The sequence below is a fragment of the Ensifer sp. B1-9 genome, assembly GCF_050474445.1.
Taxonomy (GTDB): Bacteria; Pseudomonadota; Alphaproteobacteria; order Rhizobiales; family Rhizobiaceae; genus Ensifer.
In genome coordinates this window covers 304,032-329,827 of sequence record NZ_JBCHVG010000001.1, presented here as the reverse complement: position 1 = coordinate 329,827, position 25,796 = coordinate 304,032, and the positions used below count along the sequence as shown (strand labels likewise).

At 64.2% G+C, this 25,796-nt stretch carries 29 protein-coding genes; 18 read left to right on the top strand and 11 right to left on the bottom strand.

The window, feature by feature from the left end:
- Positions 1–147 precede the first annotated feature (147 nt).
- Positions 148–831 (bottom strand): peroxiredoxin-like family protein, encoded by a 684-nt coding sequence (locus ACQ5BM_RS01565; RefSeq protein WP_429806824.1) that lies wholly within the window; start codon positions 829–831, stop codon positions 148–150.
- 258 nt (positions 832–1,089) lie between these two features.
- Positions 1,090–2,580 (bottom strand): PLP-dependent aminotransferase family protein, encoded by a 1,491-nt coding sequence (locus ACQ5BM_RS01560; RefSeq protein WP_429806822.1) that lies wholly within the window; start codon positions 2,578–2,580, stop codon positions 1,090–1,092.
- Positions 2,581–2,676: 96 nt separating this feature from the next.
- Here ACQ5BM_RS01560 and ACQ5BM_RS01555 point away from each other — a divergent pair, with 96 nt between their 5' ends.
- The 11 genes from ACQ5BM_RS01555 (at position 2,677) to ACQ5BM_RS01505 (ending at position 11,551) form a co-directional block, all read left to right on the top strand.
- Complete coding sequence (locus ACQ5BM_RS01555) at positions 2,677–3,300, top strand: FMN-binding negative transcriptional regulator (protein WP_429806820.1); 624 nt, start codon at positions 2,677–2,679, stop codon at positions 3,298–3,300.
- Positions 3,301–3,526: 226 nt separating this feature from the next.
- Entirely contained in the window at positions 3,527–4,159 is a 633-nt protein-coding gene (locus ACQ5BM_RS01550) for a LysE family translocator (protein WP_429806819.1), read from the top strand.
- Between the two features lie 118 nt (positions 4,160–4,277).
- On the top strand, positions 4,278–5,864 hold the full coding sequence (locus tag ACQ5BM_RS01545; protein WP_429806817.1) for an acetolactate synthase large subunit: 1,587 nt from the start codon (positions 4,278–4,280) through the stop codon (positions 5,862–5,864).
- 282 nt (positions 5,865–6,146) lie between these two features.
- Positions 6,147–6,389, top strand: a complete 243-nt coding sequence (locus ACQ5BM_RS01540; RefSeq protein ID WP_429806815.1) for a helix-turn-helix domain-containing protein — start codon at positions 6,147–6,149, stop codon at positions 6,387–6,389.
- A 553-nt stretch (positions 6,390–6,942) separates the two neighbouring features.
- Positions 6,943–7,152, top strand: a complete 210-nt coding sequence (locus ACQ5BM_RS01535) for a cold-shock protein (protein ID WP_173517077.1) — start codon at positions 6,943–6,945, stop codon at positions 7,150–7,152.
- A gap of 324 nt (positions 7,153–7,476) precedes the next feature.
- Complete coding sequence (gene rpsU, locus ACQ5BM_RS01530; protein ID WP_173517078.1) at positions 7,477–7,713, top strand: 30S ribosomal protein S21; 237 nt, start codon at positions 7,477–7,479, stop codon at positions 7,711–7,713.
- A gap of 296 nt (positions 7,714–8,009) precedes the next feature.
- Positions 8,010–8,231 (top strand): hypothetical protein, encoded by a 222-nt coding sequence (locus ACQ5BM_RS01525; RefSeq protein ID WP_429806813.1) that lies wholly within the window; start codon positions 8,010–8,012, stop codon positions 8,229–8,231.
- A 370-nt stretch (positions 8,232–8,601) separates the two neighbouring features.
- Entirely contained in the window at positions 8,602–8,724 is a 123-nt protein-coding gene (locus tag ACQ5BM_RS01520) for a hypothetical protein (RefSeq protein WP_429806811.1), read from the top strand.
- Between the two features lie 111 nt (positions 8,725–8,835).
- Positions 8,836–9,750, top strand: a complete 915-nt coding sequence (locus ACQ5BM_RS01515; RefSeq protein WP_429806809.1) for a pyridoxal-phosphate dependent enzyme — start codon at positions 8,836–8,838, stop codon at positions 9,748–9,750.
- A 247-nt stretch (positions 9,751–9,997) separates the two neighbouring features.
- Positions 9,998–10,771, top strand: a complete 774-nt coding sequence (locus ACQ5BM_RS01510) for a TIGR01458 family HAD-type hydrolase (protein WP_429806807.1) — start codon at positions 9,998–10,000, stop codon at positions 10,769–10,771.
- A gap of 135 nt (positions 10,772–10,906) precedes the next feature.
- Positions 10,907–11,551: a hypothetical protein gene (locus ACQ5BM_RS01505; RefSeq protein WP_429806805.1), complete on the top strand. Its 645-nt coding sequence runs from the start codon at positions 10,907–10,909 to the stop codon at positions 11,549–11,551.
- A 35-nt stretch (positions 11,552–11,586) separates the two neighbouring features.
- Here the strand turns inward: ACQ5BM_RS01505 and ilvC are convergent, their stop codons facing one another.
- The 4 genes from ilvC to ACQ5BM_RS01485 form a co-directional block, all read right to left on the bottom strand.
- Entirely contained in the window at positions 11,587–12,633 is a 1,047-nt protein-coding gene (gene ilvC / locus ACQ5BM_RS01500) for a ketol-acid reductoisomerase (protein WP_429807659.1), read from the bottom strand.
- Between the two features lie 155 nt (positions 12,634–12,788).
- A complete protein-coding gene (locus ACQ5BM_RS01495; protein ID WP_429806803.1) occupies positions 12,789–13,436 on the bottom strand; it encodes a TetR/AcrR family transcriptional regulator C-terminal domain-containing protein in 648 nt (215 codons plus the stop codon).
- 456 nt (positions 13,437–13,892) lie between these two features.
- Complete coding sequence (locus ACQ5BM_RS01490; protein ID WP_429806801.1) at positions 13,893–14,306, bottom strand: hypothetical protein; 414 nt, start codon at positions 14,304–14,306, stop codon at positions 13,893–13,895.
- Between the two features lie 151 nt (positions 14,307–14,457).
- Positions 14,458–15,306: a LysR family transcriptional regulator gene (locus ACQ5BM_RS01485; protein ID WP_429806799.1), complete on the bottom strand. Its 849-nt coding sequence runs from the start codon at positions 15,304–15,306 to the stop codon at positions 14,458–14,460.
- Positions 15,307–15,404: 98 nt separating this feature from the next.
- Between ACQ5BM_RS01485 and ACQ5BM_RS01480 the strand changes: the two genes are divergently transcribed.
- From ACQ5BM_RS01480 to ACQ5BM_RS01470, 3 genes are all read left to right on the top strand, one after another.
- Positions 15,405–16,022 (top strand): cysteine hydrolase family protein, encoded by a 618-nt coding sequence (locus ACQ5BM_RS01480; protein WP_429806797.1) that lies wholly within the window; start codon positions 15,405–15,407, stop codon positions 16,020–16,022.
- Positions 16,023–16,189: 167 nt separating this feature from the next.
- Entirely contained in the window at positions 16,190–17,545 is a 1,356-nt protein-coding gene (locus tag ACQ5BM_RS01475) for an efflux RND transporter periplasmic adaptor subunit (protein ID WP_429806795.1), read from the top strand.
- A gap of 11 nt (positions 17,546–17,556) precedes the next feature.
- On the top strand, positions 17,557–19,500 hold the full coding sequence (locus tag ACQ5BM_RS01470) for a MacB family efflux pump subunit (RefSeq protein WP_429806793.1): 1,944 nt from the start codon (positions 17,557–17,559) through the stop codon (positions 19,498–19,500).
- Between the two features lie 175 nt (positions 19,501–19,675).
- On the opposite strand, the gene ACQ5BM_RS01465 is transcribed toward ACQ5BM_RS01470, so the two are convergent.
- Positions 19,676–20,263: a hypothetical protein gene (locus tag ACQ5BM_RS01465; protein ID WP_429806791.1), complete on the bottom strand. Its 588-nt coding sequence runs from the start codon at positions 20,261–20,263 to the stop codon at positions 19,676–19,678.
- 277 nt (positions 20,264–20,540) lie between these two features.
- Here ACQ5BM_RS01465 and ACQ5BM_RS01460 point away from each other — a divergent pair, with 277 nt between their 5' ends.
- Together ACQ5BM_RS01460 and ACQ5BM_RS01455 are read left to right on the top strand one after the other, a co-directional pair.
- Entirely contained in the window at positions 20,541–21,239 is a 699-nt protein-coding gene (locus tag ACQ5BM_RS01460; protein ID WP_429806790.1) for a Type 1 glutamine amidotransferase-like domain-containing protein, read from the top strand.
- A gap of 58 nt (positions 21,240–21,297) precedes the next feature.
- Positions 21,298–21,879: a nucleotidyltransferase family protein gene (locus ACQ5BM_RS01455; RefSeq protein ID WP_429806788.1), complete on the top strand. Its 582-nt coding sequence runs from the start codon at positions 21,298–21,300 to the stop codon at positions 21,877–21,879.
- Between the two features lie 45 nt (positions 21,880–21,924).
- Here ACQ5BM_RS01455 and ACQ5BM_RS01450 read toward each other — a convergent pair whose 3' ends face one another.
- Positions 21,925–22,170, bottom strand: a complete 246-nt coding sequence (locus ACQ5BM_RS01450; protein ID WP_429806787.1) for a DUF1127 domain-containing protein — start codon at positions 22,168–22,170, stop codon at positions 21,925–21,927.
- 104 nt (positions 22,171–22,274) lie between these two features.
- Between ACQ5BM_RS01450 and ACQ5BM_RS01445 the strand changes: the two genes are divergently transcribed.
- Complete coding sequence (locus tag ACQ5BM_RS01445) at positions 22,275–23,171, top strand: LysR family transcriptional regulator (RefSeq protein ID WP_429806785.1); 897 nt, start codon at positions 22,275–22,277, stop codon at positions 23,169–23,171.
- Between the two features lie 3 nt (positions 23,172–23,174).
- On the opposite strand, the gene ACQ5BM_RS01440 is transcribed toward ACQ5BM_RS01445, so the two are convergent.
- Both ACQ5BM_RS01440 and ACQ5BM_RS01435 read right to left on the bottom strand, forming a co-directional pair.
- Entirely contained in the window at positions 23,175–23,471 is a 297-nt protein-coding gene (locus ACQ5BM_RS01440) for a hypothetical protein (RefSeq protein ID WP_429806783.1), read from the bottom strand.
- Positions 23,452–24,078 (bottom strand): hypothetical protein, encoded by a 627-nt coding sequence (locus tag ACQ5BM_RS01435; RefSeq protein WP_429806781.1) that lies wholly within the window; start codon positions 24,076–24,078, stop codon positions 23,452–23,454. Before ACQ5BM_RS01435 ends, ACQ5BM_RS01440 begins: the two co-directional genes overlap by 20 nt.
- A gap of 370 nt (positions 24,079–24,448) precedes the next feature.
- Here ACQ5BM_RS01435 and ACQ5BM_RS01430 point away from each other — a divergent pair, with 370 nt between their 5' ends.
- A complete protein-coding gene (locus ACQ5BM_RS01430; protein ID WP_429806779.1) occupies positions 24,449–25,198 on the top strand; it encodes an SDR family oxidoreductase in 750 nt (249 codons plus the stop codon).
- A 90-nt stretch (positions 25,199–25,288) separates the two neighbouring features.
- On the opposite strand, the gene ACQ5BM_RS01425 is transcribed toward ACQ5BM_RS01430, so the two are convergent.
- Positions 25,289–25,741 (bottom strand): Lrp/AsnC family transcriptional regulator, encoded by a 453-nt coding sequence (locus ACQ5BM_RS01425; RefSeq protein WP_429806777.1) that lies wholly within the window; start codon positions 25,739–25,741, stop codon positions 25,289–25,291.
- Between the last annotated feature and the right edge of the window lie 55 nt (positions 25,742–25,796).

Here is a 25,796-nt window from a genome sequence, read left to right as displayed (position 1 = left end):
CTGACTATCCGCAGCATCGCTAAAATAATGCGACATCGCGCGGCATGGCGGTTGCCGGCACCGATGCCGGCGGCAGGCAAGTGCACCTCGCCAGCCATGCATCCCGTGCGATCGGGGGCGGTTCAAACGGGTTTGCCGGTCGCCCGCTCAGCCGGCGACCTTGCCGGCGGCAAGCATGATCTCGCGCGAAGTCGGGAAGACGCCGATCTCTTCCGGCCCGAAGCGGGCCTCGATTTCGCTCCACCGCACGATGCCGGCCGCATCGATCAGAAAGTGGCCGACGAGCTGCGTGCCATGCTCCGCATAGATGCGATTGTCGATCTCATTGGGCTCGAAGCCGTCCATGGCATTGAGCAGATCATTGGCCCGCATCGGCTGCACCGGTTCCGGCATTTCGCCCGTGGGGTTGATGCGCGCCGCCTCGAAATCGGCCAGTCTGGCACGATCCGGCCATTGCGGCGGCTCGTGGCTTTCGGGCGGAAGGAACACGCCGCGCGGCACACCGAAATCCCGATGCGTTCGGCATTCCGGATCCGAAAGTAGCGTGACCGGCGTCGGCTGGTAGCGGAAATAGAGGCGCGCGCGTTCGACCGGCGTGTTGACCACCGCCAAGGTCTCCACCCCGACGGCGCGAAGTGCTGGCTCGACAGCGGAAAACTGCCGCAGCTGACGGCGGCAGAAGGGGCAATGCAATCCGCGGAACAGGCCGATCAGAAACGGACGCCCGCTGAGGCTGGCGAGCGAAACCGGAGCATCGCGATTGGCGCTCGGAAGCGTGAAGTCGGGTGCCGGTTCTCCCGGCTGTAACGGCCGCACGCTCCGTTCTGCCATCGGCCTCGCCTCCTGATTACGCCGCTCTTCCGCAAATCCCCAAAAATCCATCCCGGGCTGGACATGCCCGGACGCACGGGTGCCGCATGGAGCCGTTGCGCATGACCGCTCCGCGCCCGCGGCGGCACCGACAGACTATAGCGGAGATGGCAGCGCCACACTACAGCCGCGCCGCGCGCCGCCACTACAGCGCCGCGCGTCTTGTCAGACGCGCAACTTTGATTTGCTGCATGTCTTCGTCCTTAAATCGAGGTCGATTTAAGGAGACATGCAGTAGCCGCCCCAGCTACGCAACATCTCGGCAAGCGCCGCCACGCCCTTGCCGATCTCGGCCGGCTCGAGACTTGCATAGCCCATGACGATGCCGGCCCGATCGGGTCGATACTCGGCCTTATCCGCGCCGTAGAGCGGCGAGACCGGATAGAGGCCGATGCCCGCCGCCCTCGCCCGCGCGATCAATTCCCCTTCCTGCGCCTTGTCGACCCGATCGAACCAGACGACGACGTGCAGGCCGGCATCGGCGCCCGCGACTGTCACCCGGTCGCCGAGTTCCGCCGTGAGCGCCGCAAGCAACGCTTCACGGCGGCGGCCATTGCTGCGCCGGCTGCGGCGGATGTGGCGCTCATAGGCGCCGCTTGCGATCATCGCCGCCAGGGCTTCCTGCTCGAGAACAGGAGAATGGCGGTCGACCAGTTGCTTGGCGGCGGCGAAGACGGCACGAAGCGGCGGCGGCACGACGAGATAGCCGAGCCTCAACATCGGCGAGAGGCTTTTTGAAATCGTGCCGAGATAGATGACGTTTTCCGCATGGGCCATCGTCTGCAGCGGCGGGATCGGGCGGATATCGTAGCGATATTCGCCGTCGTAATCGTCCTCGATCACATAGGCTCCGCTGCGTTCCGACCAGGCGAGAAGCTCCTGCCGGCGCCGGGCCGAGAGCACGCTGCCGAGCGGAAACTGGTGCGAGGGCGTGACATAGGCGAGCTTGACGTCTTCGAGCCCTTCGAGCGCCTCGGTTCGCAAGCCCTCCCCGTCGACGGCGATCGGAACGACCGCGGCGCCGGCGGCGGCAAACACCCGGCGGGCCATGACGTAGCCGGGATCCTCCACCACGACCCGGTCGCCGGGATCGGCAAGGACGCGGGCGGCAAGATCCAGCCCCTGCTGCGAGCCGTTGACGATGATGATCTGGTCCGGCGCGCATCTCAGCCCCCGCGCCCGCCAGAGATAGGCCTGAAGGGCCGTGCGCAATTCCGCCGAGCCGCCGGGATCGTCATAGGCGAGCCGCGGCCGGCGTCGCCGAAGCGCGGCGTTGACCGCCCGCCGCCAGGCCTCTGCCGGAAAGTCGGCCGCCGACAGGTCGCCATAGCGAAAATCGGCGATCAACCTGCCGGACTGCGGCGGTACCCAGGTCGGCCCCTCGCCAAGGGCCGCTCCAAAGCGCGACAGCCGAAGGGGTGCCGCCGGTCTCGACGCCGACCGTGACGGCGTCCCTTCGGGGAGCGGCTTGGCACCCCCGTGCTCATGCAGCAGTGCCACCCGAGAAGGCGCGCCCTGCCGGCTTTCCAGAAACCCCTCGGAAAGAAGCTGCTCATAGGCCGCGGTCACGGTGGTGCGCGACACGCCGAGCTCGGCCGCCAACGCCCGCGTCGACGGCAGCCGATCCTCCGGGCCGTAGGTGCCGCCGAGGATCTGCGCCTTCAGCGCCTCATAGATCCGCCGGGTGGCCCCACCCCTCGCCTCATTCATCTCCATCACAAACTGGCCCACTCATTTACGCAGAAACTGGATATTCGGTCCGGTCCAGTTTGCTTCTATGAAGGGGCAAGCACAAGGAGCGAGATCATGTACACACCCCCGGCCTTCAAGGAGGAGGAACTGAGCGTATTGCACGCGATCATCGAGGTCGCGTCGCTTTCGACCTTCGTCACCGCAACCGCCGAGGGTCTGCTTGCGACCCCGCTGCCGCTGCTGCTCGATCGCGACGAGGGTCCTTACGGCACACTCTACGGCCACCTCGCCCGCGCCAATCCGCAAGGGACGACGGCGCCGATCGGCGCCGCACTGGCGACCTTCATGGGGCCGGACGCCTATGTCACGCCCTCCTGGTACGCCTCCAAGCGCGAACACGGAAAGGTCGTGCCGACCTGGAACTATTCGGCCGTGCATGCCTATGGCGCGGTCGAGTTCTTCACCGACGAGGACCGGCTTCTCGATGTCGTCACCCGCCTGACCAATTGCCACGAAGCGGTCCGTGCCGAACCCTGGCAGGTGAGCGACGCGCCCCCCGCCTTCGTCAAGGCCCAGCTTCGCGGCATCACCGGCCTCAGGCTGCCGATCGACCGGCTCGACGGCAAGCGCAAGTTCAGCCAGAACCGCAGCGCCGAGGACCGGCAGGGCGTCGCCGCCGGGCTCGCAGCCAGCGCCCGCCCCGAGGATCGCCTAGTCGCCGCGGAGATACCGGTCTGAGGCTGGTCGGGTCGCACCCGCGCCCCACTGCCGAAACGGCTGTAACTTTCCTTCAACTTTCCCGCGCAAGACCTTACAGCGCCGCGCGTCTTTTAAGACGCGCTAAGGTCGCTGTAACACTTTAGATCTGCTGCATAATTCGCCCTTTAATCGATTCCGATTTAAGGAATTATGCAGTAGAACGACGCCCGAAAGAGGCCGCGCATCAGCAGACGAGGTGCATTCCATGCCATCGCTCGACATTCTCCTCACCTTCTTCGTCACCACGGCGATCTTCGCCTATATCCCGGGACCGGCGATGCTCTACGCCGCCGCACAGACGATGGCGCGCGGCCGCTTCGCCGGGCTGATGGCCTCGCTCGGCATCCATCTCGGGGGTTACGTGCACGTCGTCGCGGCCGCCGCCGGCCTTTCCATCCTGTTCCACGCGGTGCCGACGCTCTATCTCGCGGTGAAGCTTGCCGGTGCCGCCTATCTCGTCTGGCTGGGCTTCACGCTGATGCGCGCCAAGGCGAGCGGCGATGGTCACCTGCCCGCGGTCGAGGCGAAATCGGCCCGCCGCGCCTTCTTCGAGAGCATCACCGTCGAGGTGCTGAACCCGAAGACCGCGATCTTCTTCGTCGCCTTCCTGCCGCAGTTCACCGATGCCGCCGCCACCTTCCCGGTGTGGGTGCAGTTCCTGCTGCTCGGCACCGCCGTCAACCTGATGTTTTCCTCCGCCGATCTCGCCTGCGTGTTCCTCGCCGATGCCGTCGTCGTCAAGATGCGCCGCTCCACCCGGGCACAGCGCCTGTTGCAGCGCGCCGGCGGCACGGTGCTGATCGGCCTTGGCGCCCATCTCGCCCTTCAGCGAACCTAGGGCAGCGCACCTGAAGCGCTGCGCGCAACATTTCACCTCCTGAGGCCGGCGCACCGCGCTTGCGCCGGGTCAAGGCGCAGCTATCATGCGCCCGAGGGCCAATCGGGGGGACAGGCGCATGGGAGAAGGCGGCCAACCAATTCGCACCACGGGCGCGGATATGCTCGTCGATACGCTGCTCGCAAACGGCGTCGACGTCTGTTTCGCCAATCCCGGCACGTCGGAAATGCACTTCGTCGCCGCCCTCGACCGCAAACCTGCGATGCGCTGCATTCTCGGCCTTTCCGAAGGCGTCGTCACCGGTGCGGCCGACGGCTATGCACGCATGACCGGTCGCCCGGCCGCGACCCTGCTCCACACCGGCCCCGGCCTCGCCAACAGCCTTGCCAACCTGCACAATGCGCGGCGCGCCCGCACGCCTGTCCTCAACATCGTCGGCGACCATGCCTCCTACCATCTTGCGCTCGACGCACCGCTGACCAGCGATATCGAGAGCTTGGCCCGCCCGATGTCGAACTGGGTGCAGCGGGTGAAGGATCCCGCGGACGTGGGGCCGACTGCGGCGGACGCCTATCGCGCGTCGTTGACGCCACCGGGCGTCGCCACGATGATCCTGCCGGCAGACGCGTCCTGGGGTGCCTTTTCCACCGACGCGCCACCGCAAAAGGTGCGCCTCGAAGCACCGCGCCCGGCAAGTGCGGAAACGATCCGCGAGGTCGCCGGTCTCATCCGTGCCCATCCTGCAGGGGTCGCCATGGTCTTGAGCGGCGCCGCCGCGAAGGCGGAAAGCCTCGCCGTCGCCGGACGGATCGCGGCCGTACACAATGTCCAGCTTTTCAACGAGGTGCTCGTCGCCCACACCCAGCGCGGCCGCGGGCGGGTGGCGCCACGGCGCATCCCCTACCCGATCGACATGGCGCTCGAGACGCTTAGCGACGTCAAGGTTCTGATCCTCGTCGGCGCACCGGAACCGGTGGCATTTTTCGCCTATCCGGGAAAGCCCGGCCGCCTGGCGCCGGAGGGCTGCGCGGTCGTGACGCTCGCCCGTCACGGCGAAGACCTGAAGGCAACGCTCGAAGCGCTGCGCGACGAACTCGGTATCAGCGCAACGCTGCCGCTGCCCGCAGCCGGCGCCCCCACCGACGAGGGCGAACCTTCCGGCACGCTGACGGAAGACGCAGTCGCCGTCATCGTCGCCCGTAAGGTCCCGGAAAATGCGGTCGTTTGCGACGAGGCGGCCACCTCGGCCCGGCGCTTCTTCGCGCTTTCGGCCTTCTCGGCGCCGCACGACTTCATCATGCAGACCGGCGGCGCCATCGGCGAAGGCATCCCGCTTTCGACCGGTGCCGCGATCGCCTGCCCCGAAAGCAAGGTGATCTGCCTCGAGGCCGATGGCTGCGCCATGTACAACATTCAGGGCCTGTGGACCCAGGCGCGCGAAAACCTCGACATCGTCACCATCATCTTTTCCAACCGCGCCTACGCGATCCTCCACGCCGAGATGCGCAATGTCGGCGTCGAAGAGATCGGCACCAATGCCCGCCGCATGCTGAACCTCGACCAGCCGGCGCTCGACTGGGTCTCGCTCGCCCGCGGCTTCGGCGTCGAAGCCGCCGTCGCCACCTCCTGCGAAGCCTTCGCCGCCCTCTTCGATGCCGCGTTGTCGCGGCGCGGACCGTTTCTGATCGAGGCGCGCCTCGTGTGAATTTCCGTGTCGTTTTCGCGCTGAGTCGGACACCGGCGCGCCGCGAAAATGACGCCCCCGATCGGCGCGATTCACGCCCTTCCGGGGCCGGAAAGCACGGGCTAAACAACTGATTTAATTATGATAGTCACAAAAATTCGGTCGCAAACTTGCGCCCAAGAACTTCTCGCTTATATTAGCGACGCCCTAGGTTCGCGCTCGTCTGTCCGAGTCGCATTTCAGTTTTGGGCCCCCTTCAACCGACAGCGTTCTTTGTCGGTGGACCAACGAAGGAGACACTTCATGTCCTTTAAGAAAGACCTAACCAAGGCCCCCGGCGCATCTCTGTCCCGCGTCAATATCGGAGCCGCCATCAAGCGTTCGCGTGAAACTGCCGGCTATTCGGTCGACGATCTCTCGGTCACGACCGGCCTGACGGAAATCGAAATCTCGAAGATCGAGCTTGGCGCCGATACCGATCCCGCCAAGCTGCAGCGCATCGCCGCCGCATTGCAGGTCTCGCCGCAGACCTTTAACGCCGCCTGACAAGCGGCGGCGGTGCGCCAAAGACAAGCGCGCCGCCGCCTTCCCTCCAGCCGAGCCCGCGGCAACCAGGCAAAAGCCCGCGTCATCCGAACGCGGCGCTCCAGAGGCCGGCCACGCCAGCAAAGCCAACACATTCCGTCACTACTGCATGTCTCCTTAAATCGACCTCGATTTAAGGACGAAGACATGCAGCAAGTCAAAGTTCTACAGCCGCCTTTGCGCGTCTGATAAGACGCGCGGCGCCGTAGGCAGCCGGCCTCGTCGCGAGCCTCCTGGCCCGGCCCGCCATAAGACGCGTGCCGGCTCGGCCAAGAAAAATAATCGGACGAAAAGCTCGGTATTACAGGGTCGTAGAGAGGTTTTCGCAAACGCCCGAAAACGCAAAACCGGATATTTATGTTGAACTGAAAAAAGTATCGCCTATATATCGTCGCATCGAATATTGCTTGTGACCTTTGACGAAGCGCTTTCGCGCGGCCAGATTTCCTCTCAAATATCGATTACGGCCGGGAGAATATCTTCCGGAAAACTCAACGAATGAAAGGAAATCATCATGGCTTCGGGCACTGTAAAGTGGTTCAACAGCACCAAGGGCTTCGGCTTCATCCAGCCCGATGACGGCAGCACTGACGTGTTCGTCCATATCTCGGCTGTAGAACGGGCCGGCATGCGCTCGCTCGCCGAGGGACAGAAGGTCACCTTCGACGTCGTCGCCGACCGCCGCACCGGCAAGAGCTCGGCCGACAACCTCAGAGCGGCTTGATTTGTCATTCGCTCTCCCCTGACCACGGATGTACTGGCAGGGAAGCGCTTGAATGACGGGAAGAGGTCGGGGAAACAACCCGGCCTTTTTGCGTCTCTGGATCCTTCGATCTCCGGTGAAGGAGATCATCGTGCCGCAAGCCTGCGCATTGAGCGAATAAGCCGCGCTCTCGGCCTGCGCCGCACCGGCTTTCCGCCCCTAAGCAACGGGTCGGACCGCCACCACCGCTCGACCTTGGCTCAGCCTTGAGCACACGATAGGCCGACAGTCAGAAGTCACGGCATCGTTTGATGCTGCCCGTGAATCGATGAAGGAGAACGTATTTTGCAGGTACTTGTCAGAGACAACAACGTTGACCAGGCTTTGCGCGTCCTGAAGAAGAAGATGCAGCGAGAAGGCCTGTTCCGCGAATTCAAGGCGCGCACCAGCTACGAAAAGCCGTCGGAAAAGCGCGCCCGCGAGAAGGCCGAAGCGGTACGGCGCCAGCGCAAGCTGCAGCGCAAGAAACTCCAGCGCGAAGGCCTGCTGCCGGCGCCCAAGCGGGCTGCAAAGTCGCGCTGATCGCGCTGCAGTCCCGCCTTGCGGGACGTGCGAGAAGACAAGGCCGGTGGCGCTGTGGCGCCACCGGGACCGGATACCGGGCGGGTCCCTGGGCGAGGCTGAACCGCCCGAACGAACCTTGCATCCCGTCGGCGATTTTTCTTTAGGTCCGACGCGATTTGCAGGTAAAATTACCCCGAGAATCAAAAGGCTACAGCGAACGTTGCGCCCAAGCGCAGCGGTTTTGACAGCAAGACAGCACTCCTGCGGCGTGTCCGCCCTCTTGTGGCATCACGCCCATCCTGCGGAGACAAGTCATGGCGTTTACCGGCAGCAATCTCTTCAAACCCGGCAAGGCTCCGGCCGCAGACAAGGCCGGCGCCAACGATCATTCGGCGAAGAACATCATCGCCGCCGAAAAGGTCGCTCGCGACAAGAAAACGGAGAAGCTGAAGGCGCTCCGCCTCGAACGCGCCGCCGCCGAGCCGCAGGCACCAGCTCCCGTACCCACGACCTCCCGCAAGACGCGGCGACCGTGATCGATCACGACAGGAACCCGCGGCTGTCGCCCAATCGCCCGAGAGAACGAACTTGTCTTGGGCGTATTTGAAGCGCATGGTTCATGCATCGACAGTGGCCTAATTGGCTTTTCGCGGCGTAAGAGGTCGACGGCCCGCCAATTTCCCATTATCGACGGCTAAGCTTGCGCGACTGGAATGCCGCGCGCGAGCGCAGGCGGACCGGCAGAATCGAGCGCCATCTTGCGCACGCACGGGAAAGCACGAGGCGACGCCTCGACGGAATGCAAGCACGTTGCGCCAAGCGCGACACTTCCGTCGGGACGTCCGACCGCCGCACAGGCCGCCTGCACGACGACGCGAGCAGGCAATATCAGGATTGGACGACCACATGTTCCAGGACCTCGCACATAGAATTCGCCGATACGACTACACGCTTGCGGCAATCAAGGTGTCACTGGTCTTGTCGCTGCTGTTCGTCGCGTTCGTTATCTTCAGCGGCCTTCTCTGGTAGCATCGCGAGCATTACCCCTTCGCGCGCACCGCTACAGCGCCGCGCGTCTTATCGGACGCGCGGCGCTGTAGTCGGCAATTGCCCCTATTGCGCTTTTCAACGGGACCTCCCATGCCACTGCACCTCGAAACTCCGCTGATCGAATCCCTGCCGCTAAGCCACGCATCGGGCTGCTCCGTCTGGCTGAAGATGGATGCGCTGCAACCGCCGGGCTCGTTCAAGATCCGCGGCGTCGGCGCGGCCTGCGAGCACCATGCGCGAAACGGCAAGCGGCGTTTCGTCTCCTCCTCCGGCGGCAATGCCGGCATGGCGGTCGCCTATGCCGGCCGCCGGCTCTCCATTCCCGTCTCCGTCTTCGTTCCGGAAACGACGACCGAGCGGGCGAAGGCGCTGATCCGCCAGCAAGGCGCCGAAGTGATCGTCCACGGTGCCGGCTGGGACGAGGCGAATGCCCGCGCGCTTGCGTCGGTCGATGCCGAGACCGCCTTCATCCATCCCTTCGACGATCCGCTGCTGTGGGCCGGGCACGCCACTGTTATCGACGAGGTCGTCAAGGCCGGCCTCGCCTTCGATGCCGTCGTGCTCTCGGTCGGCGGCGGCGGGCTGCTCTCGGGCGTCGCCGAGGGGCTGGAGCGCAACGGACTGCGGGATATTCCCATCATCACCGCCGAGACCGAGGGCACCGCATCCTTCGCGGCCTCCGTCAAGGCGGGAAGGCTGGTGGAACTTCCCTCGATCAGTGGCATCGCCACCTCGCTCGGCGCCCGAAAGGTCTGCGAGCGTGCCTTCGAGATCAGCCAGAACCGTCCGGTCGAATGCGCCGTCGTCAGCGACCGGGCGGTCATCGAAGCCTGCACCCGCTTCCTCGACGACCATCGCGTGCTGGTGGAGCCCGCCTGCGGCGCGGCTCTCGCGGTCGCCTATACCCACGCCGATCAGTTGCAGCGCTTCGAGCGGATGCTGGCGATCGTCTGCGGCGGCGCGACGACGACGGTCGAACGGTTGCAGGCCTGGCAGGCCGCCTGACGTTTAAAGCGCGTCGCGATCTTTCAGATTCGCTCCTTTGCTTTAAGTCTTTGATATTTCGCATGTCGTTATCGCAAAACCGCCGCACACTTTTGCGCGACATGCGTTAGGCGCCGCCGCCCCTTCCCGCATGCAGCGGGAAGACAGCAGCCAGTTCCCAAGGTGCCGGCGCGATAGGCGCGGACCGATTGGCAGGCATCCGCTGCCCACCGTTGACCATGGCCTGGGGCTCAGGCAGTCTCTTGCCATGGCCAGAGGCGTGCTGCTCGATCTCTCCGGCGTGCTCTATGACGGCGACACGGTTCTGCCGGGTGCCGTCGCGGCGGTCTCGCGCCTCAGAGCCGCCGACCTGCCCCTCCGCTTCCTGACCAACACCACACGGCAATCGAAGCGCCAGCTCGTCACCCAGCTCCAGCGTTTCGGCTTCGATTGTGCCGCCGACGAGGTGTTCACGCCGGTCGCTGCCGCGCGCGCCTGGCTCGAGGCGAACGGCCACCAGCCGCACCTGCTCGTTCATCCCGCGCTTGAGGAGGACTTCGCCGATGGCCGCATGGACGGCCCCATCGCCGTCGTCGTCGGCGATGCCGCGGAGCGCTTCAGCTATGGCCGGCTCAACGCCGCCTTTCGCGCCCTGATGGCCGGCGCGCCGCTGCTGGCGCTCGCCCGCAACCGCTTCTTCCGGGATCGCGACGGCGAGCTGAGCCTCGATGCCGGCCCCTTCGTCCAGGCGCTGGAACATGCGAGCGGCATCAAGGCGAAGCTCTTCGGCAAACCCTCCGCCGATTTCTTCCGGGCAGCGGCAGCGAGCATGAGCCTTGACCCGGCCGATGTGGCCATGATCGGCGACGATGCCGAAAGCGACACCGCCGGCGCGCTTGCCGCCGGGGTCGGCACCGCGATCCTCGTGCGCAGCGGCAAATATCGGGAGGGCGACGAAAACCGGTTCGCGCCGGCGCCTACCGAGACCATTGCGAACGTCACCGCCGCCTGCGACTTCATCTTGGCGGCGCGCGGAAGCTGACGGCATTCCGGCTGCAAAGGAGCCGAGCTCTTGCCTCGGCTTCCTTCCCATCCAATGCGTGATAACGCCTAATTCGTCGTCTTGTCGACAGCTTGCATTTGCCCATTGAAGGCACCGTCCTCGATCTCAAGTTGCATGATCAAAACAATCAGGGCAAAAAATAGCGAAGAGGACTCAATCGACGATGGGTTCAACATGTCTGATGCGAAACGCAAAATTCAACTGAACGCCGCTCTTTGCCGGCACGCTTATGCGGATGGCATTGAAGCTCTTGCTCGCCTTGCATCATTTGCGACTTCGCGCAGTTTGGAAAAAATCGGCCACGGCGAATACTTCATAGTGGCTGAAGAGCTGTGCAAGAAAGATCTACTTATGGTCTCAATATCCACGCGGCGGCTGGCCGAATTAACGGCCTCGCAGGCTCTACTGAAGGCGCACAGCATAGAAATTCGGCCCGCGTCAAAAGAAGGCTCGAATAAAAGCTCTATTCATGAATCCATATGGAATATACTTGGCAACATAATTCACGGCGTCGATATAGACGTCGTAAAGCGCATAGGCATCGTGAAATATCACATTGGGATTGAATTGGACCTAATAAAAGCCATCAAAAGCCGCGAAGAAGTTGACGCGGCAATATGCATAAAGTCTGACAAGTTCGACAGAAAGATATTTAAGTTGGTTGATTTCTGCTCACAGCTTAATGATGCGCTGGACCAAATCAACGACGTTATGTCTGATAACGGAATCTTTCTCGGCTCCGCCTACGAAAGCTATTGAAGGGGAGCCGATAGCCGGCTCCCCTGAGTTCAGGCTTAGTTCTTCGCCTTGTCGACCAGCTTGTTCTTGCCGATCCAGGGCATCATGCCGCGGAGCTTGGCGCCGACTTCCTCGATCTGGTGGGCGTCGTTGACGCGGCGGATGCCCTTGAAGCGGGCGGCACCCGACTTGTATTCCTGCATCCACTCGGAGGTGAACTTGCCGGTCTGGATGTCCTTGAGGACGCGCTTCATCTCGGCCTTGGTTTCTTCGGTGATGATGCGCGGACCGGTGACGTATTCGCCCCACTCGGCCGTGTTCGAGATCGAGTAGTTCATGTTGGCGATGCCGCCTTCATAGATCAGGTCGACGATCAGCTTCACTTCGTGCAGGCACTCGAAATAGGCCATTTCCGGAGCGTAGCCGGCTTCAACCAGCGTTTCGAAGCCGGCGCGGATGAGCTCGACGAGACCGCCGCAGAGAACGACCTGTTCGCCGAAGAGGTCGGTTTCGCACTCTTCCTTGAAGTTGGTTTCGATGATGCCCGAACGGCCGCCGCCAACGCCGCAGGCGTAGGAGAGCGCGAGGTCGAGAGCGTTGCCCGAAGCGTCCTGGTGAACGGCAACGAGGCAGGGAACGCCGCCGCCCTTCTGGTATTCGCCGCGAACCGTGTGGCCCGGGCCCTTCGGCGCGATCATGACGACGTCGACCGAAGCCTTCGGCTCGATCAGGCCGAAGTGAACGTTGAGACCATGGGCAAACGCGATCGCAGCGCCGTCACGGATGTTGCCGGCGATGTCGGCCTTGTAGATCTCGGCCTGCAGTTCGTCCGGCGTCGCCATCATGATGAGGTCGGCCCACTTGGCGGCTTCCGCAACCGAGAGAACCGAGAGGCCGTCGGCCTCGACCTTGGCAGCCGTTGCCGAACCCGGCTTCAGCGCGATGCGGATTTCCTTGGCGCCGGAATCCTTGAGGTTCAGCGCATGGGCGCGGCCCTGGCTGCCATAGCCGACGATGGCGACCTTTTTCGACTTGATCAGGTTGATATCGGCATCACGATCGTAATAGACGCGCATTTTTGTGGTCCTTCCCGTTGTTGTCAGTTGTCTCCGCCATAGGGCGCCAGAACCGGGATCGGCTCAGACGCCCTACGGCAATTCCTGGTGCTGCAGCGGCCTTTGCGCTTCGTTCGAAGCGCGGCGCTGCAATTTCAGTGCTGCAGCGACCTTTGCACTTCCTTCGAAGCGCGGCGCTGCAGTTACCTTTTCGTGCCGTAAAGCGCGAGGAAGGCTGAAACCGCCTGCTCCGCCTTGCGGCCAAAACCCTTTTTCATCTCGCCGGCCTCTTCGCCCAAGAGCATCTTCAGGTGCCAATCGGAGACGATGAGCCCGTAGAGGGCGCCATAGGCCTCGTCGGCATCCTCGAAAGCGAGCAGCCCTGCCTTGCGGCCGGCCTCGAGCAAGGCCGCCGCACGGCGGCCGATCTGCCGGCGCCCGCGCTCCTGCAGCATATGGCCGAGCTTGGAGCCGTCGCGGCTTGCTTGGCCGATCGCCAGGCGATTGAGCGCCAGCGACACATCGCCGGCCAAAACCTCGAGCAGATCCTTGGCAAAGACGATCAGATGACGCTCAAGGCTCTCGGCATCGAGCGCCCTGGCGGCAACGTCCTGGGTGCGCACCTTGCTCGCCTGGAAGCCGATCATCGCCGAGATCAGGCCATCGCGATCGCCGAACCACTTGTAGAGGCTTTCCTTGGAGCAATTGGCGGCCCGCGCGATGCCAGCCGTCGTCAGCGCCTTTTCGCCGCCGTCGACCAGAAGGCGCAACGCCTGCTCGAGAACGGCGCCCTGACGTTCCGTCAGCCCCTCCCCGGCATTCGCCTCCCTCATCGCCGCAGTCATCTGCACGTCGCCTCGCTCCAGATCAGTACCGTACGGTACGGTTCGCATTCTTCTAGTGAAGAGGCCTGGGAGCGTCAAGACGATTCTTACAAGGGGGCGAAATTTCGGCGGAGGTGGCGGGACAAGCTTTATGGCGCACGTCTGTCGCCGCCCGTCATCCGCCTGCCGGCGCCTTCTCCCCGCAAGCGGGGCGAAGGACGCGTACGGCGCCCGCCAGCGGCTCAACGATCGCGCAATCGAAGTGTCCTCTGACAACAGATCCTTTGGAAGGATTGCTACTGGCCACGTCCCCTCTCCCCGCCTGCGGGGAGAGCTAGGGTGAGGGGCAAAGCTCACCACCAACTATGCCCTTGAATCAAAAAAGACGGACAGCACCGCACGTCGACAAGCGCAGTTCGAGTTACCTTCTGTATCCTGTCCGCGTCCCAGGGGTAGCGGCCACAACCTGACACAAAGGCGGAACTATCCAGCAATCGTTGCCAAATCGCTCATCTGAACGCGGTGCGACGGCGACAGGATCTGGATTTCAGATGGCCGTTTCAACTTGGCTTCGTGCAGATTCGAGAGTGCCAGAAACAAGGTCGTCACGGCGAAAAACGCCAGCGCTGCCAAGTGGATCTTGCCGATGCGGCGCGCGAAATAGGAGCAGGCCCTCGCCTCGATGGCTCGAGCTGCCGCCCCGGCCTGCCGGGCATTTTCATTCACGTACCGGGCTATTTGTCCGCCGGAACGATCTCGCGCGTGGGCCAGATCATCTTCGCTCGGCCCGGCACTCAGTCCGGTGCGCACAGCGCTAAAAAGCAGGGTCGCGAACAGCACCCAAAACACCAGGAAAGACAAGGCGAGAAGCTGGCCGCTGGGGGTATTCGCATCCATCGAAGTGTCCGGACCCTGCGACAAGGACCGCCGGTCCTTCCAAGCGCTTCCTTGCCGCCTATGGAAGACATTCTCCCCTTTATCGTAGAATTATCAACCCGTGGCACGGAAAAGTTGCGGGCGCGATCCTTGCTCCGACAAAACCCGGCACCTACCTCCACCCCCGCATAGCCTCCTCGATGAAAGCCGCCACCGCGGCGACACTTGGCACGCGCGCCCGTTCGGGATGCATCATCAGGTAAACCGGGCGCTCGGCCGTTGCACCCGGCTCGTCCGCCGCCTCGAAGCGCGCATCACGCATCGCCGAAACCTCCGGCAGCATCAGTTCGGCGCCGAGCGAAAGCGCCGCCTCCATCAGGATCTCCAGCTTGTCGGCCGTCAGCGCCACGCGGGCGCCGGGGCGCAGCCGGTCCAGCGCCTGCATCTCCGGCACATGCGCGAGCGCCGGGCCGTAGCGCACGACTGGGCAAGGGCCCACCCCCTGCCCCTTCGGCCGGAACAAACGAAAACGGAGCGTGCCGAGGCTCTTCACCCGCACTGTGTCTTCGCCGGTGCGCGCCATGCGGATGGCGATGTCGGCCTCGCGCCGTTCGATGCTCAGCATCTGGTTGTCGGCGATGAGATCGAGCGTCAGGCCGGGATGGCGCTGCTCCAGCCGGGCAAGCGATGGCGCCAGGATGGCGCTGAGCACGAAGCCGATGCTCGTCACCCGCACCTGGCCCTTCAGCTCCGCCGTCCGTCGCAGAAGCGTCGCGAGCGACAGCGACGCTTCCTCGGACATCGTCCGCAGCCGCTCGACCACCGGGGAAAGCACCGGCGTCGGCGTCAGCCGGCCGTCGATGCGGTCGAAGAGCGCCGCCCCCACCCGCCGCTCCAGCGCCGCCAGCCTTCGCGACACCGTCGTCTGGTCGACGCCGAGCGAACGCGCCGCCTGGCTCAGCGTCGCGCCGCGGATCAGATGGTCCAGCAGTTCGAGATCTGCCCATGTCCCTGCATTCATGCAGATTTGCCTCCGAATATTTCGGCTCACTCTGCATCAGTGCAGTCGATAAGATCAAGCCCATCAACACCCCGCTTCGAAAAGCAAGGAGCCTGACGATGACCGCTGCCACCCTTTCGCCCGCCCCCGCAACCCTCTTCACGCTTGCCGGCGTCACCCTTGCGCCGCCCCCGCTTGGCGAGGCGACGCTGATCCTGATCGACTACCAGAACGAATATCTGGCCGGCCCCTTGCGTCTCGTCGACCCCGAAGCAGCGATCGAGAAGGCGCGGCAGCTTCTGGTCGCCGCTCGCGCCGCCGGCGCCAGGATCATCCACGTCGCCCATCGCGGTGCTGCCGGCGGCGTCTTCGACCGGGCTCAGCATCGCGGCGCGATCGTCGATGCGCTGGCGCCGCTGCCAAGCGAAACCGTCGTCGAGAAGCCGCGGCCCAACGCCTTCTCCGGCACCGATCTTGCCGAGATCGTCGGTCCGGCCGGCACGCCGGTCATCTTCGCCGGCTTCATGACGCACAATTGCGTCTCGTCGACCGCCCGCGCCGCCAAGGACCTCGGCTACGGCATCACGATTGCGGCCGACGCCTGCACCACCCGCGACCTTCCCTCGCCGACCGGAACCATTCCGGCGCGTGCCCTGCATGATGCCGAGCTCGCCGGCCTTGCCGATCACCACGGCGCCGTCGTCGATGTCGCCGCGTTGATCGCGCCGCGCGGCTGATCGGTCGTCGAAACCCCGGGCGCCCGCCGATCGTGGGCGCCCTTTGCCGCAGCGCAGAGGCGGAAGGTTACGGAAATATAATGATCTCAATGCTTTTCGCCGCGCCCAATCGCTTCTATTTTTGACCTATCCATTTTGGCATCGGCGATGCCGGTTAGGCGCAAGCGATGAGCAAGACAGCAAAGACGGCGCGAGCCGACACCACCCCCCGCGACGATGCGGCCCCCAACGTCACCTTCATTCCCGGTGCAGTGCAGAAGGCGAAGCGCAAGCGTCGCACGCGCTCCTGGCTGTGGCTGCCCGTCGCTCTCGCCGTCGCCGGCGCCGCCTATTACGGCTGGGTGCGCTACGGCGAGGAGCCGGCAGCGGCGGCGATGGTGACCGACGTGGTGACGCGTGGCGACATCGAAAACAGCGTCACCGCCGTCGGTACGCTCGATGCGGTCAACTCCGTCGATGCCGGTGCGCAGGTCTCCGGCCAGTTGAAGGCGCTGCATGTCGAGATCGGCGACAAGGTCACGCAGAATGAACTGGTCGCCGAGATCGACCCGGCGACGATCGAAAACCGCATCGAGATCGACCAGGCGGAGCTCGCCAACCTGCAGGCGCAGCTCATCTCCAAGAAGGCACAGCTCGTTCTGAAGCAGGCCAATATCGACCGCCAGCGCAATCTCGTCGAAGCGAAGAGCGTGGCGCAATCGACGCTCGACCAGGCGATCGCCGATCTCGCCGCGGCCGAAGCCGACGTCAACGCCATCGAGGCGCAGATCCGCAAGCAGCAGGCGACCCTTGCCGGCGACAAGGTCGATCTCGGCTACACCAAGATCTATGCGCCGATATCAGGCACCATCGTCGCCAACCCGGCCAAGGAAGGCCAGACGCTGAACGCCAACCAGACGACGCCGACCATCGTCACCATCGCCGACCTCTCGACCATGACGGTCAAGGCGCAGGTGTCGGAAGCCGATGTGACCCGGCTGAAGGTCGGCATGGACGCCTATTTCACGCTTCTCGGCCAGCCGGGAAAGCGCTTCGTCGGCAAGCTCCGGCAGATCCAGCCGATGCCCGACACCGCCAATAACGTCGTGCTCTATTACGCCCTCTTCGACGTCCCCAATCCCGACGGCGAGCTGATGATGTCGATGAGCGCGCAGGTGTTCTTCGTGCAGGCCGCCGCCAAGGACGTGCTGATCGTGCCGAGCGCCGCCTTGAACCGCCCGGCCAAGGGCACCGGCGATGCGGCGGGCCAGGGCGGCGGCCGACGTGACGGGCAGAGAAGCGGCCAGGCGGATGGCGCGCGTGGTGAGGCCGGCAAGGCTGAGGTCACCGTCGTCACCGCCTCCGGCGCGCTCGAAACCCGCGACGTCGAAGTGGGTATCCGCAACCGTGTCAGCGCCGAGATCAGGAGCGGCCTCGAAGAGGGCGAGAAGATCGTCGTCAGCACCGGCACCGGCTCCGGCGGCAACGGCAACGCCCGTGACGGCCGCAGCCTGCGCGGCATGCGCATGCCGCCGATGTTCTGAGGCTGCCGGCCATGTCCCCGCTCATCTCGCTCAAGCACGTCAGCAAGACCTATTTCAACGGCGATCTCGCCGTCGAGGTCCTGCACGGCATCTCGCTCGATATCGAGGCGGGCGAGTTCGTGGCGATCGTCGGCCAGTCCGGCTCCGGCAAATCGACGCTGATGAACATTCTCGGCTGCCTCGACCAGCCGACCGGCGGCGACTATCTGATCGACAGCGAAAGCGTCGCCGACCTCGACACCGACGAGCTGGCGGCGCTGCGCCGCCGCACCTTCGGCTTCGTCTTCCAGAGCTACAACCTCATCCCCACGGCCAGCGCCAAGGAAAACGTCGAGGTGCCGGCCGTCTATGCCGGCATGTCGGCGCGCGACCGGCACGATCGCGCCGAGGCGCTGCTCGAAGCGCTGAAGCTTGGCGAGCGGCTCGACCACCGGCCGAACCAGCTCTCCGGCGGCCAGCAGCAGCGTGTTTCGATCGCCCGCGCGCTGATGAACGGCGGCCGCGTGATCCTCGCCGACGAGCCGACCGGCGCGCTCGACAGCCAGAGCGGCTCGGACGTGATGGCGCTCTTGCGCGACATGAACGGCCAGGGCCACACGGTCATCGTCATCACCCACTCGCGCGAGGTCGCCGAGCAGGCCGACCGGCTGATCGAGATCCATGACGGCCGCATCGTCGCCGACCGGGCCAAGAAGAGTCGCAGCAATGCCGAGGGTGCTGCCGCCCTTGCCCGCCATGTCAGCGAGGGTTCGGCGGCGATCGCCGATGTCACCGAGGCCGTGAAGATGGCGTTTCGGGCGCTGAAGGCCAATCTCTTCCGCACTATCCTGACGCTGCTCGGCATCGTCATCGGCGTCGGCTCGGTCGTCGCCATGCTGGCGATCGGCACCGGCGCGCAGGATTCGGTCCTCAGCCGCATTTCCTCCATGGGCTCGGACCTCCTGGTGGTGCGCCCGAGCATGGCGAATTTCCGCGGCAGCGCCGGCGGCAGCAACGTCACGCTCGTTCCGGCCGATGCCGATGCGATCCTCGAAGTGCCGAACGTCGCCTTCGCCGTGCCGGAGATGACCAGCAGCGTCACGCTCCGCCGCGGCAATGTCGACTATCAGACGACCGCCAATGGCACCGTGCCGCAGTTCACCACCGCGAAATCCTGGAAGACGGCCAAGGGCGAGTTCATCAACCAGAACGACATGGACACCTATGCGCCGGTCGCCGTCCTCGGCCAGACGGTGGTCAAGACGCTCTTCCCCGATGGCGACAACCCGATCGGGCAATATGTGCTGGTCAACAAGATCCCGTTCCAGGTCATCGGCGTGATGGCGGAAATGGGCGCCACCGCCTTCGGCACCGACCAGGACGATGTCGTACTGGTGCCTTTGACCACCGGCAGCATCCGCCTCTTCGGCCAGCGCAACGTGCGCACCATCACCGTGCAGGTGAAGGACGGCTCCGCGATCGACATCACCCAGCAGACGATCCAGGCGCTGCTCGATAAGCGCCACAAGCGTCAGGACACGCAGATCACCAACATGTCCTCCGTGCGCGAGGCCTTCACCGAGACCTCGAACACGATGAAACTGTTCCTCGGCTCCGTCGCGGCGATCTCGCTCTTGGTCGGCGGCATCGGCGTCATGAACATCATGCTGGTCTCGGTCAGCGAGCGCACCCGCGAGATCGGCGTGCGCATGGCGACCGGCGCCCGCCAGCGCGACATCCTCCTGCAGTTCATCATCGAGGCGCTCGTCGTCTCGGCGATCGGCGGCACGCTCGGCGTTCTCCTCGGCCTCGGCACCGGCGCGCTTGCCGGCCAGTTCGGCATGCCCGTCGCCTTCACCCTCGGCCCGGTGGCGCTCGCCTTCGCCTGCGCCTTCCTGACCGGCCTCGTCTTCGGCTTCCTGCCCGCCCGCAACGCCTCGCGGCTGCAGCCAGCGGTGGCGCTGAGTGCGGATTGAGGGGCGATCTGATGCGTCCCTGGCAAAAAGCAGTCCGAGAGGGACCGCTCACCCCAAATGTTGCAACATCAATGGGCGTGTCCGGTCATCCGGCATAGGCGAAATAGACTTTGCCCCGAACTGGGTCGACGATCGTGACACTTCCGCCCTTTCCGTAGGAGTAGAACGACCCGCCTCACTGGATCGCCTTGTTGGCTTCGTCAGTCCGCCCTTTTTGGATCGGGATCGAGAAGCCGTATTTATCCAGAAATTCCTCCAAGTTAGGAGGATGGCGCGCCGGAAGCTCCATGGCCATCATCTCCGGTTCGTCGTCGTAGGGATGCCATTCGTCCCTCCTGTCGTCGACGGGCGTTGCCCGCCACGTTCCTTTTTCACCCGAAAGAACGTCGCCGAGCCGGCTCCCCTGTTTCCGTGCCCAGTCTGCGCTCTCCTGGGTCAACCGATAAACAACGAAACCGGTCTCATTGTCGCCTGGCATGAAGCCGACACCAAACAATTCCTCAAGGCGGTACTCGACCTCCGCGACTTCGAGCGGCTCAGGAACGCGCGCGAGAACGTAACGTCGCTCGGTAATCTTGCTGGCAACGTACGGCGACAGGATCGCCAGCAGACCAATGGCGATGATCAAACCTCTCCGACGTACCTGGTCGGGACGCGTCCGCCGCCAGAGGCGGCGCAGCCCGAGAAAGAAGAGGACGACGACGGCTATGGCCAGCGAGGCGCAAACGACAAGCACGACCAAAATGACGGTTGCGAAATTCATATGGGCTCACACGTCTCGAAAACATGATTGAAAACTACCGACACCTCGGTAATTCGTTTGTTCAAGTGCCTCAGTGGCTTTCTTGTGGTCTGCGCTATCTGGCGTTGAGCCGCTTGGCAACATCGCCGACACAAGCACGCCAGCTTACCGCTCCTTTCTCATGATCCGCGAATTGAGGAGGCGAACTTGACTACGTCCCGCTTGCCGGTCGACAAAGCGCATTCCATGAAGTGATGCTGTGCGCGGGTCGTCACGCGCAACCACGCAAGAGGGTCAGTTGCTCAACCTCGTCCTCTATAGCGACCAGATCGTCCCCGCCTGCGCGGCGATCGACCTGAGGCTCGTCGAATTGCTGAAGGCGCGAGGAACCGGAAAGCGCATCGCCTATGTCGCCTCCGGCCCGGAGCCGGATCGCGGCTTCTTCCTTGCCGCCCGGTCCTATTACGGCCGATACGGCCTCGACCTCGCGCTGTTCTTCGATCTGGACGAACCGCATTCCGCGGACGACATTGCAGCGCTCTTCGCCTCGGATGCCATTCACCTTGCCGGCGGCCATACCGGCGGATTTCTCGAACGGCTGAAGCGAAGCGGCATGCTCGGGCCGCTCCGCGACTGGGCGCTGTCCGGCCGCATCCTCATCGGCGCCAGCGCCGGCGCCATCCTCATGGCCCCGACGATCGCGACGGATGCGCTGTTCGTCAGTCAGAGACCCGAGGACGTATCGGATGGCGGCGCGCTCGACCTCCTGCCCTTCGCGTTCTTCCCGCATCTCAACGACGACGACACTTACCTTCCCGCGCTGCTCCGCTACAGCACGCATACGGCGAGACCGATCGTTGCCTGCAATGACGGCGACGGCATCGTTGTGACCGGCGGGCGGATCGAGTGCATCGGGCGCCCACTCTGGATCGCCGGGGGAACCGTGCGTGCGCCGGGCGAGATCGCGTTCGACCGTTTCGCGATTTTGCAGATCTGACCGCGCACATCCCGTTGCGCGTCGCTAAAACCCGCCCCTGCCTCGAAAGTGCCACTTGATGAGCCAGCGCGTTGACCTGCAGACCATCGTCCGCAAGAGCTCGCTCTTGTCTCCGATCCTCGGGAACTGGAACCGGATTGCCCTGCCGGACGCCTGGCTGGTGGCCGGGGCAATCGCGCAGACCGTCTGGAACCATGCATTCGGACGGCCGCCGGCTCACGGCATCAACGACATCGACATCGTCTATCTCGACGGCACCGATCTTTCCGAGGATGCGGAGGCGGCGCATGCGACCCGGATCAGAAATTTATTCGCCGATTTGCCTGTCTCGATCGACGTCAAGAACGAGGCGCGCGTTCACCTCTGGTACGAGCAGAAGTTCGGCAGCCCGATCAAGCCCTATGCTTCGATCGAAGAGGCGATCGCGACATTCCCGACCACGGCCACTGCGGTCGGCATTCGCCCGGCCGGAGACGGGCTCGACATTTGCGCACCCTTCGGCCTTGGCGACCTGTTGGCCCCCATCGTGCGGGCCAACAGGAGACAGATCACACGCGAGATATACGAGCGGAAGGTCAACCGCTGGAGCGCTTTTTGGCCGGGCCTCCGGATCGAGGGCTGGGATATGACGGCGGATTGAACCGAGACTGCGACGCGTTTCGCCGGCGGCATTCGTCTCGCGGTCTCAAGCGGCGAAACGGCCGCCGATGCCGATATCCGCCGCCCGCGCGGCACCCGCGTGGCGTGGTGCGACCGCTCTTTTCCGCACCGGCAGCGGCGCTAAGGCGACGTTGCGCCTGCCCAGTTGCGCCTCTCCCGCGGTGATGCCGATGTCGGCGAGGCGCTCCGCATCGAGTTCACGCAACTGCTGCAACTGCCGGTACCGCGACCGCGGCGAGGCGACGAGATAGAGACCGATTTCCCTGAACATGTCGAATACCCATGTCTTGTTCCTGATTATGGGCACAGTCTGCGCCTCGACATTCCACAAATGAAGGTTAGCATTCCTATTCAAAGCATAAGGAAAACTTTGATATGGGTGCGCTCAACCTCGACTATCTCAGAACCTTCGCGCTGGTCGCCGATCTCGGCAGCTTCTCGGCCGCCGCCGAGCGGCTGGGGCTGACCCAGCCGGCGATCAGCCTGCAGGTGCGCGCGTTGGAAAAGCAGCTCGGCGTGCGCCTCGTCGAGCGTGTCGGCCGCACCGCACGGCCGAGTGCGGCGGGAGAAGAACTACTGGCACATGCGGGCCGCATCGAGGCCGTGACGAGCCAGGCCATCGAGGCGGTGGCCCGCCACGCCAAGGGCGTCCTCGGCCGCGTGCGGCTCGGCACCGGCGCCACCCCGTGCGCCTTCCTGCTGCCGCCGCTGCTCGCCGATCTCAAACGTCGCTTTCCCGATCTCGACATCACGGTCACGACAGGCAACAGCGCCGACATCGTCAAGGCGGTGGACGAAAATCTGCTTGATATCGGGCTCGTCACCCTTCCCGTCACCGGCCGCATCTTCGACGTGGCCCCGCTTTTCGACGAACGCTTTGTCGCCATCGCCCCTCTCGGAACCGACCTGCCTGACAGCGTGACCGCCAAAACCCTGGCGACGTACCCGTTGATCCTCTACGAGCCGGGCGCCAACACCCGCCGGATCACCGACGAATGGCTGCTTTCGGGCGGCACGGACGTCAAACCGCTCATGTCGTTCGGCAGCGTCGACGCGATCAAGGAAATGGTCGCCGCCGGCCTCGGCGCAGCGCTCGTGCCGGAAATCGCGCTCCGCGCCGGGGATCGCGAGCGGCTGGAGGTGCGGCCGGTCACGCCACCTTTCTCACGCCGCTCCGCCCTCGTCCTTCGCCGCGACAAACGACTCGACCGGGCGCTGCGCGAAACCCTGGCGGCCTTGAGAACGCTGTCGGATCTGGACGAGGACGAGTGACAGTTAGCAATGCGGAGTAACCACGGCGAGTTCGGTCAATGTATCAAAGAGGACCTGACCAAGGAGGACATCCGCAACCTGCTGCGGCAGGAACCGATCAGGTTCATCGTAATCGACGTGGGCCCTACCGCCATGCTGGATGCCGCTGCACGCGCGTTTTGAGTTCTGGAAGTCACTCCAGGCGAATCTCTGGGTGTCAGAAAAGCCTCTTCTGGACCATACCCGAATGGCTTCTTCTATCGCGCGTCTCAATGGACAGGCGACGACGGCGACGGTCTCATTATCCTTGAGAATTTTCACTAGGACGAGGCTCATTCCGGTCAGCACGAATACCAGCGCAAGAGTTTGCGGAAGGCCCCCTCCGCTGCTCGATGCCACATATTGCGTCCAATTGTCGTAAGAGCTTGAAGCCCACGTAATCGCTGCGCCGGAACTGCGGACGGTAATAGCAGTCCCAATAGCTCATCACCCGGTCACGGGTGAGCTGATAGAATGCCGGGTTTGTCCTGATAAATGTCGAGACGACGTCCCGTTCCAGGTCGGGCAGAGCCGCGTAGATGTCCTGGACGATCTCGACGACGTAATCGCCGATCAGCGCGATGACGAACGGAATGGACCAGGGCTTGTTAATATGAAGGATTTCTCGCAGAGCGGCCTGCCGCTGAAAGCCGTCCGTGCTGCGCGTTAGCAAACAAAAGGCCATCTGGCGCTCAAGCAAGCCCAGCCCCGGAAACTCTGGCCTTGCCGATAGATGAACCCGGCTGGGTATACGCAAGATCTCTCCGAGAACGTTGACCGAAAACTCGCTGTAAACATAGCCGGAACTCACCTTGAGTGTCGCAACAGCATTCACGGACTGGCCACGAAGTGGCACGGGGAAAGCCTCAGGAAATGTCTTTTCAACCATCAATCAGCTTCCGGACTACAGATGCCGCACCTCGGCCGGGGGCTCGCGCCAGTTGTCGTTGAGCCCGTCGCAATAGGTCACGGGGGCGGTCACCAGCTCGTCGGTATCGACGCCGTCGAGGCAACGCGACGTTGATGTTGTAGTAAGGCCCGTTGGTCATGTTCGGCGCCTCGATGTGCACGGCGCCGCAATGGCTCCCGCTATAGGTCCTCAGCATCCCGTTCCTCCCTGCCCCTCTTTTCGGCCCGGACTATGCCACCGGCGCGATTGAAAATCTGCACCGCCACAATCACCGATCGGAAATCGGGTGGGCGCTGCCGTCCGCCGGCAGTAGTCAGGGCGCACTTCAACCAAGAGAAGGGATAAGTCCATGACCATGCTGCAAGACAAGATCGTGATCGTTACCGGTGCCTCGTCCGGTATCGGCCGCGCGGTCGCCAGGCTGTTCGCCGCCGAGGGCGCGAAGATAGTCGCCAACGCCCGCGGCGAAGCACCGCTTTCAGCCGTCGTCGAAGCGATCCGCAAGGACGGCGGCGAAGCGATTGCCGTCAGTGGCGACGTCACCGAGGAAGCGACCCATGTCCGGCTGGTGGAGGCGGCGCTCAAACAGTTCGGCGGCCTCGACATCGCGGTCAACAATGCCGGCTCCGTCGGTGCCGTCAGGCCGATCGCCGAAATCACCGCTTCCGAATGGCAGGAGACGCTCGCCGCCAACCTCACCTCCGCCTTCCTCGCCGCCCGCCACCAGATCCCCGCCATGCTGCAGCGTGATGGCGGGTCGCTGGTCTTCACCTCCACCTTCGTCGGCACCAGCGTCGGCATCCCCGGCATGGCCGCCTATGGCGCCGCGAAAGCCGGGCTGATGGGCCTCGTCAAGGGCATCACCGCCGACTATGGCGCAAGCGGCATCCGCGCCAACGCCCTGCTTCCGGGCGGCGTCGATACGCCGGCAGGCGGCAGCAAGGAGCAGAAGGAATGGGCGGCCGGCCTGCACGCGATGAAGCGCATCGCTCAGCCGGAAGAGATCGCCCAGGCCGCCCTCTTCCTCTCAGGCCCGATGGCAAGCTTCGTCTCGGGTGCGGCGCTCTTTGCCGACGGCGGCAATGCTGCGGTGAAGTGACGGGCGCCAAGGGCCCAACAGGCGCCAGGGCAGGCCGCCCTGGCGCGCCAATGCCGGCATCCGGAACAATCGCTTGTCCCCGGCAGCCCTTCAGATCGGGATCTCCGTGGTCTCCTTGCCCGTGCGGATCACGAACGCGGTGTAATAGCGCGCGACATTGCTCTCCTCGCGGAAGAGCCGTTCAGTCAGCGCATCGAGCTCGTCCATGTCCTTGAGTCGCAGCATCAGCAGTGCGTCGGCCTCGCCGCTGACGCTATAGGCCTGGACGACCGCGGGCTCCTTGGCGGCCATGTCGAGGAAGCGGCGGACATATTGTTCGCCATGGCGCTCGAGCTCGACCGTGATGATCGCCTTCATCGTTCGGCCCGCCCTGGCCGGGTTGAGAACCGCCACCACCCGGTCGATGACGCCCGTCTGATGAAGCCGCCTGATGCGACGCAGGCAGCTTGACGGCGACAGGCCGACTTCGGCCGCAAGCTCGGCATTGGTGCGCGACGCGTCCTGCTGCAAGAGCCTCAGAAGCTTGCTGTCGATCTTGTCCATCCCGGTTCCCCCGTTGCGGCCTTTTGCAATTTTATTGCACGAACTCGCATATTTT

Excerpts from the sequence above, each read along its gene's own strand:
- ACQ5BM_RS01565 (WP_429806824.1), bottom strand. The coding sequence starts at position 831 with ATGGCAGAACGGAGCGTGCGGCCGTTACAGCCGGGAGAACCGGCACCC.
- ACQ5BM_RS01560 (WP_429806822.1), bottom strand. The coding sequence starts at position 2,580 with ATGAATGAGGCGAGGGGTGGGGCCACCCGGCGGATCTATGAGGCGCTG.
- ACQ5BM_RS01555 (WP_429806820.1), top strand. The coding sequence starts at position 2,677 with ATGTACACACCCCCGGCCTTCAAGGAGGAGGAACTGAGCGTATTGCAC.
- ACQ5BM_RS01550 (WP_429806819.1), top strand. The coding sequence starts at position 3,527 with ATGCCATCGCTCGACATTCTCCTCACCTTCTTCGTCACCACGGCGATC.
- ACQ5BM_RS01545 (WP_429806817.1), top strand. The coding sequence starts at position 4,278 with ATGGGAGAAGGCGGCCAACCAATTCGCACCACGGGCGCGGATATGCTC.
- ACQ5BM_RS01540 (WP_429806815.1), top strand. The coding sequence starts at position 6,147 with ATGTCCTTTAAGAAAGACCTAACCAAGGCCCCCGGCGCATCTCTGTCC.
- ACQ5BM_RS01535 (WP_173517077.1), top strand. The coding sequence starts at position 6,943 with ATGGCTTCGGGCACTGTAAAGTGGTTCAACAGCACCAAGGGCTTCGGC.
- ACQ5BM_RS01525 (WP_429806813.1), top strand. The coding sequence starts at position 8,010 with ATGGCGTTTACCGGCAGCAATCTCTTCAAACCCGGCAAGGCTCCGGCC.
- ACQ5BM_RS01520 (WP_429806811.1), top strand. The coding sequence starts at position 8,602 with ATGTTCCAGGACCTCGCACATAGAATTCGCCGATACGACTACACGCTT.
- ACQ5BM_RS01515 (WP_429806809.1), top strand. The coding sequence starts at position 8,836 with ATGCCACTGCACCTCGAAACTCCGCTGATCGAATCCCTGCCGCTAAGC.
- ACQ5BM_RS01510 (WP_429806807.1), top strand. The coding sequence starts at position 9,998 with ATGGCCAGAGGCGTGCTGCTCGATCTCTCCGGCGTGCTCTATGACGGC.
- ACQ5BM_RS01505 (WP_429806805.1), top strand. The coding sequence starts at position 10,907 with ATGATCAAAACAATCAGGGCAAAAAATAGCGAAGAGGACTCAATCGAC.
- ACQ5BM_RS01490 (WP_429806801.1), bottom strand. The coding sequence starts at position 14,306 with ATGGATGCGAATACCCCCAGCGGCCAGCTTCTCGCCTTGTCTTTCCTG.
- ACQ5BM_RS01485 (WP_429806799.1), bottom strand. The coding sequence starts at position 15,306 with ATGAATGCAGGGACATGGGCAGATCTCGAACTGCTGGACCATCTGATC.
- ACQ5BM_RS01480 (WP_429806797.1), top strand. The coding sequence starts at position 15,405 with ATGACCGCTGCCACCCTTTCGCCCGCCCCCGCAACCCTCTTCACGCTT.
- ACQ5BM_RS01475 (WP_429806795.1), top strand. The coding sequence starts at position 16,190 with ATGAGCAAGACAGCAAAGACGGCGCGAGCCGACACCACCCCCCGCGAC.
- ACQ5BM_RS01470 (WP_429806793.1), top strand. The coding sequence starts at position 17,557 with ATGTCCCCGCTCATCTCGCTCAAGCACGTCAGCAAGACCTATTTCAAC.
- ACQ5BM_RS01465 (WP_429806791.1), bottom strand. The coding sequence starts at position 20,263 with ATGAATTTCGCAACCGTCATTTTGGTCGTGCTTGTCGTTTGCGCCTCG.
- ACQ5BM_RS01455 (WP_429806788.1), top strand. The coding sequence starts at position 21,298 with ATGAGCCAGCGCGTTGACCTGCAGACCATCGTCCGCAAGAGCTCGCTC.
- ACQ5BM_RS01450 (WP_429806787.1), bottom strand. The coding sequence starts at position 22,170 with ATGTTCAGGGAAATCGGTCTCTATCTCGTCGCCTCGCCGCGGTCGCGG.
- ACQ5BM_RS01445 (WP_429806785.1), top strand. The coding sequence starts at position 22,275 with ATGGGTGCGCTCAACCTCGACTATCTCAGAACCTTCGCGCTGGTCGCC.
- ACQ5BM_RS01435 (WP_429806781.1), bottom strand. The coding sequence starts at position 24,078 with ATGGTTGAAAAGACATTTCCTGAGGCTTTCCCCGTGCCACTTCGTGGC.
- ACQ5BM_RS01430 (WP_429806779.1), top strand. The coding sequence starts at position 24,449 with ATGACCATGCTGCAAGACAAGATCGTGATCGTTACCGGTGCCTCGTCC.
- ACQ5BM_RS01425 (WP_429806777.1), bottom strand. The coding sequence starts at position 25,741 with ATGGACAAGATCGACAGCAAGCTTCTGAGGCTCTTGCAGCAGGACGCG.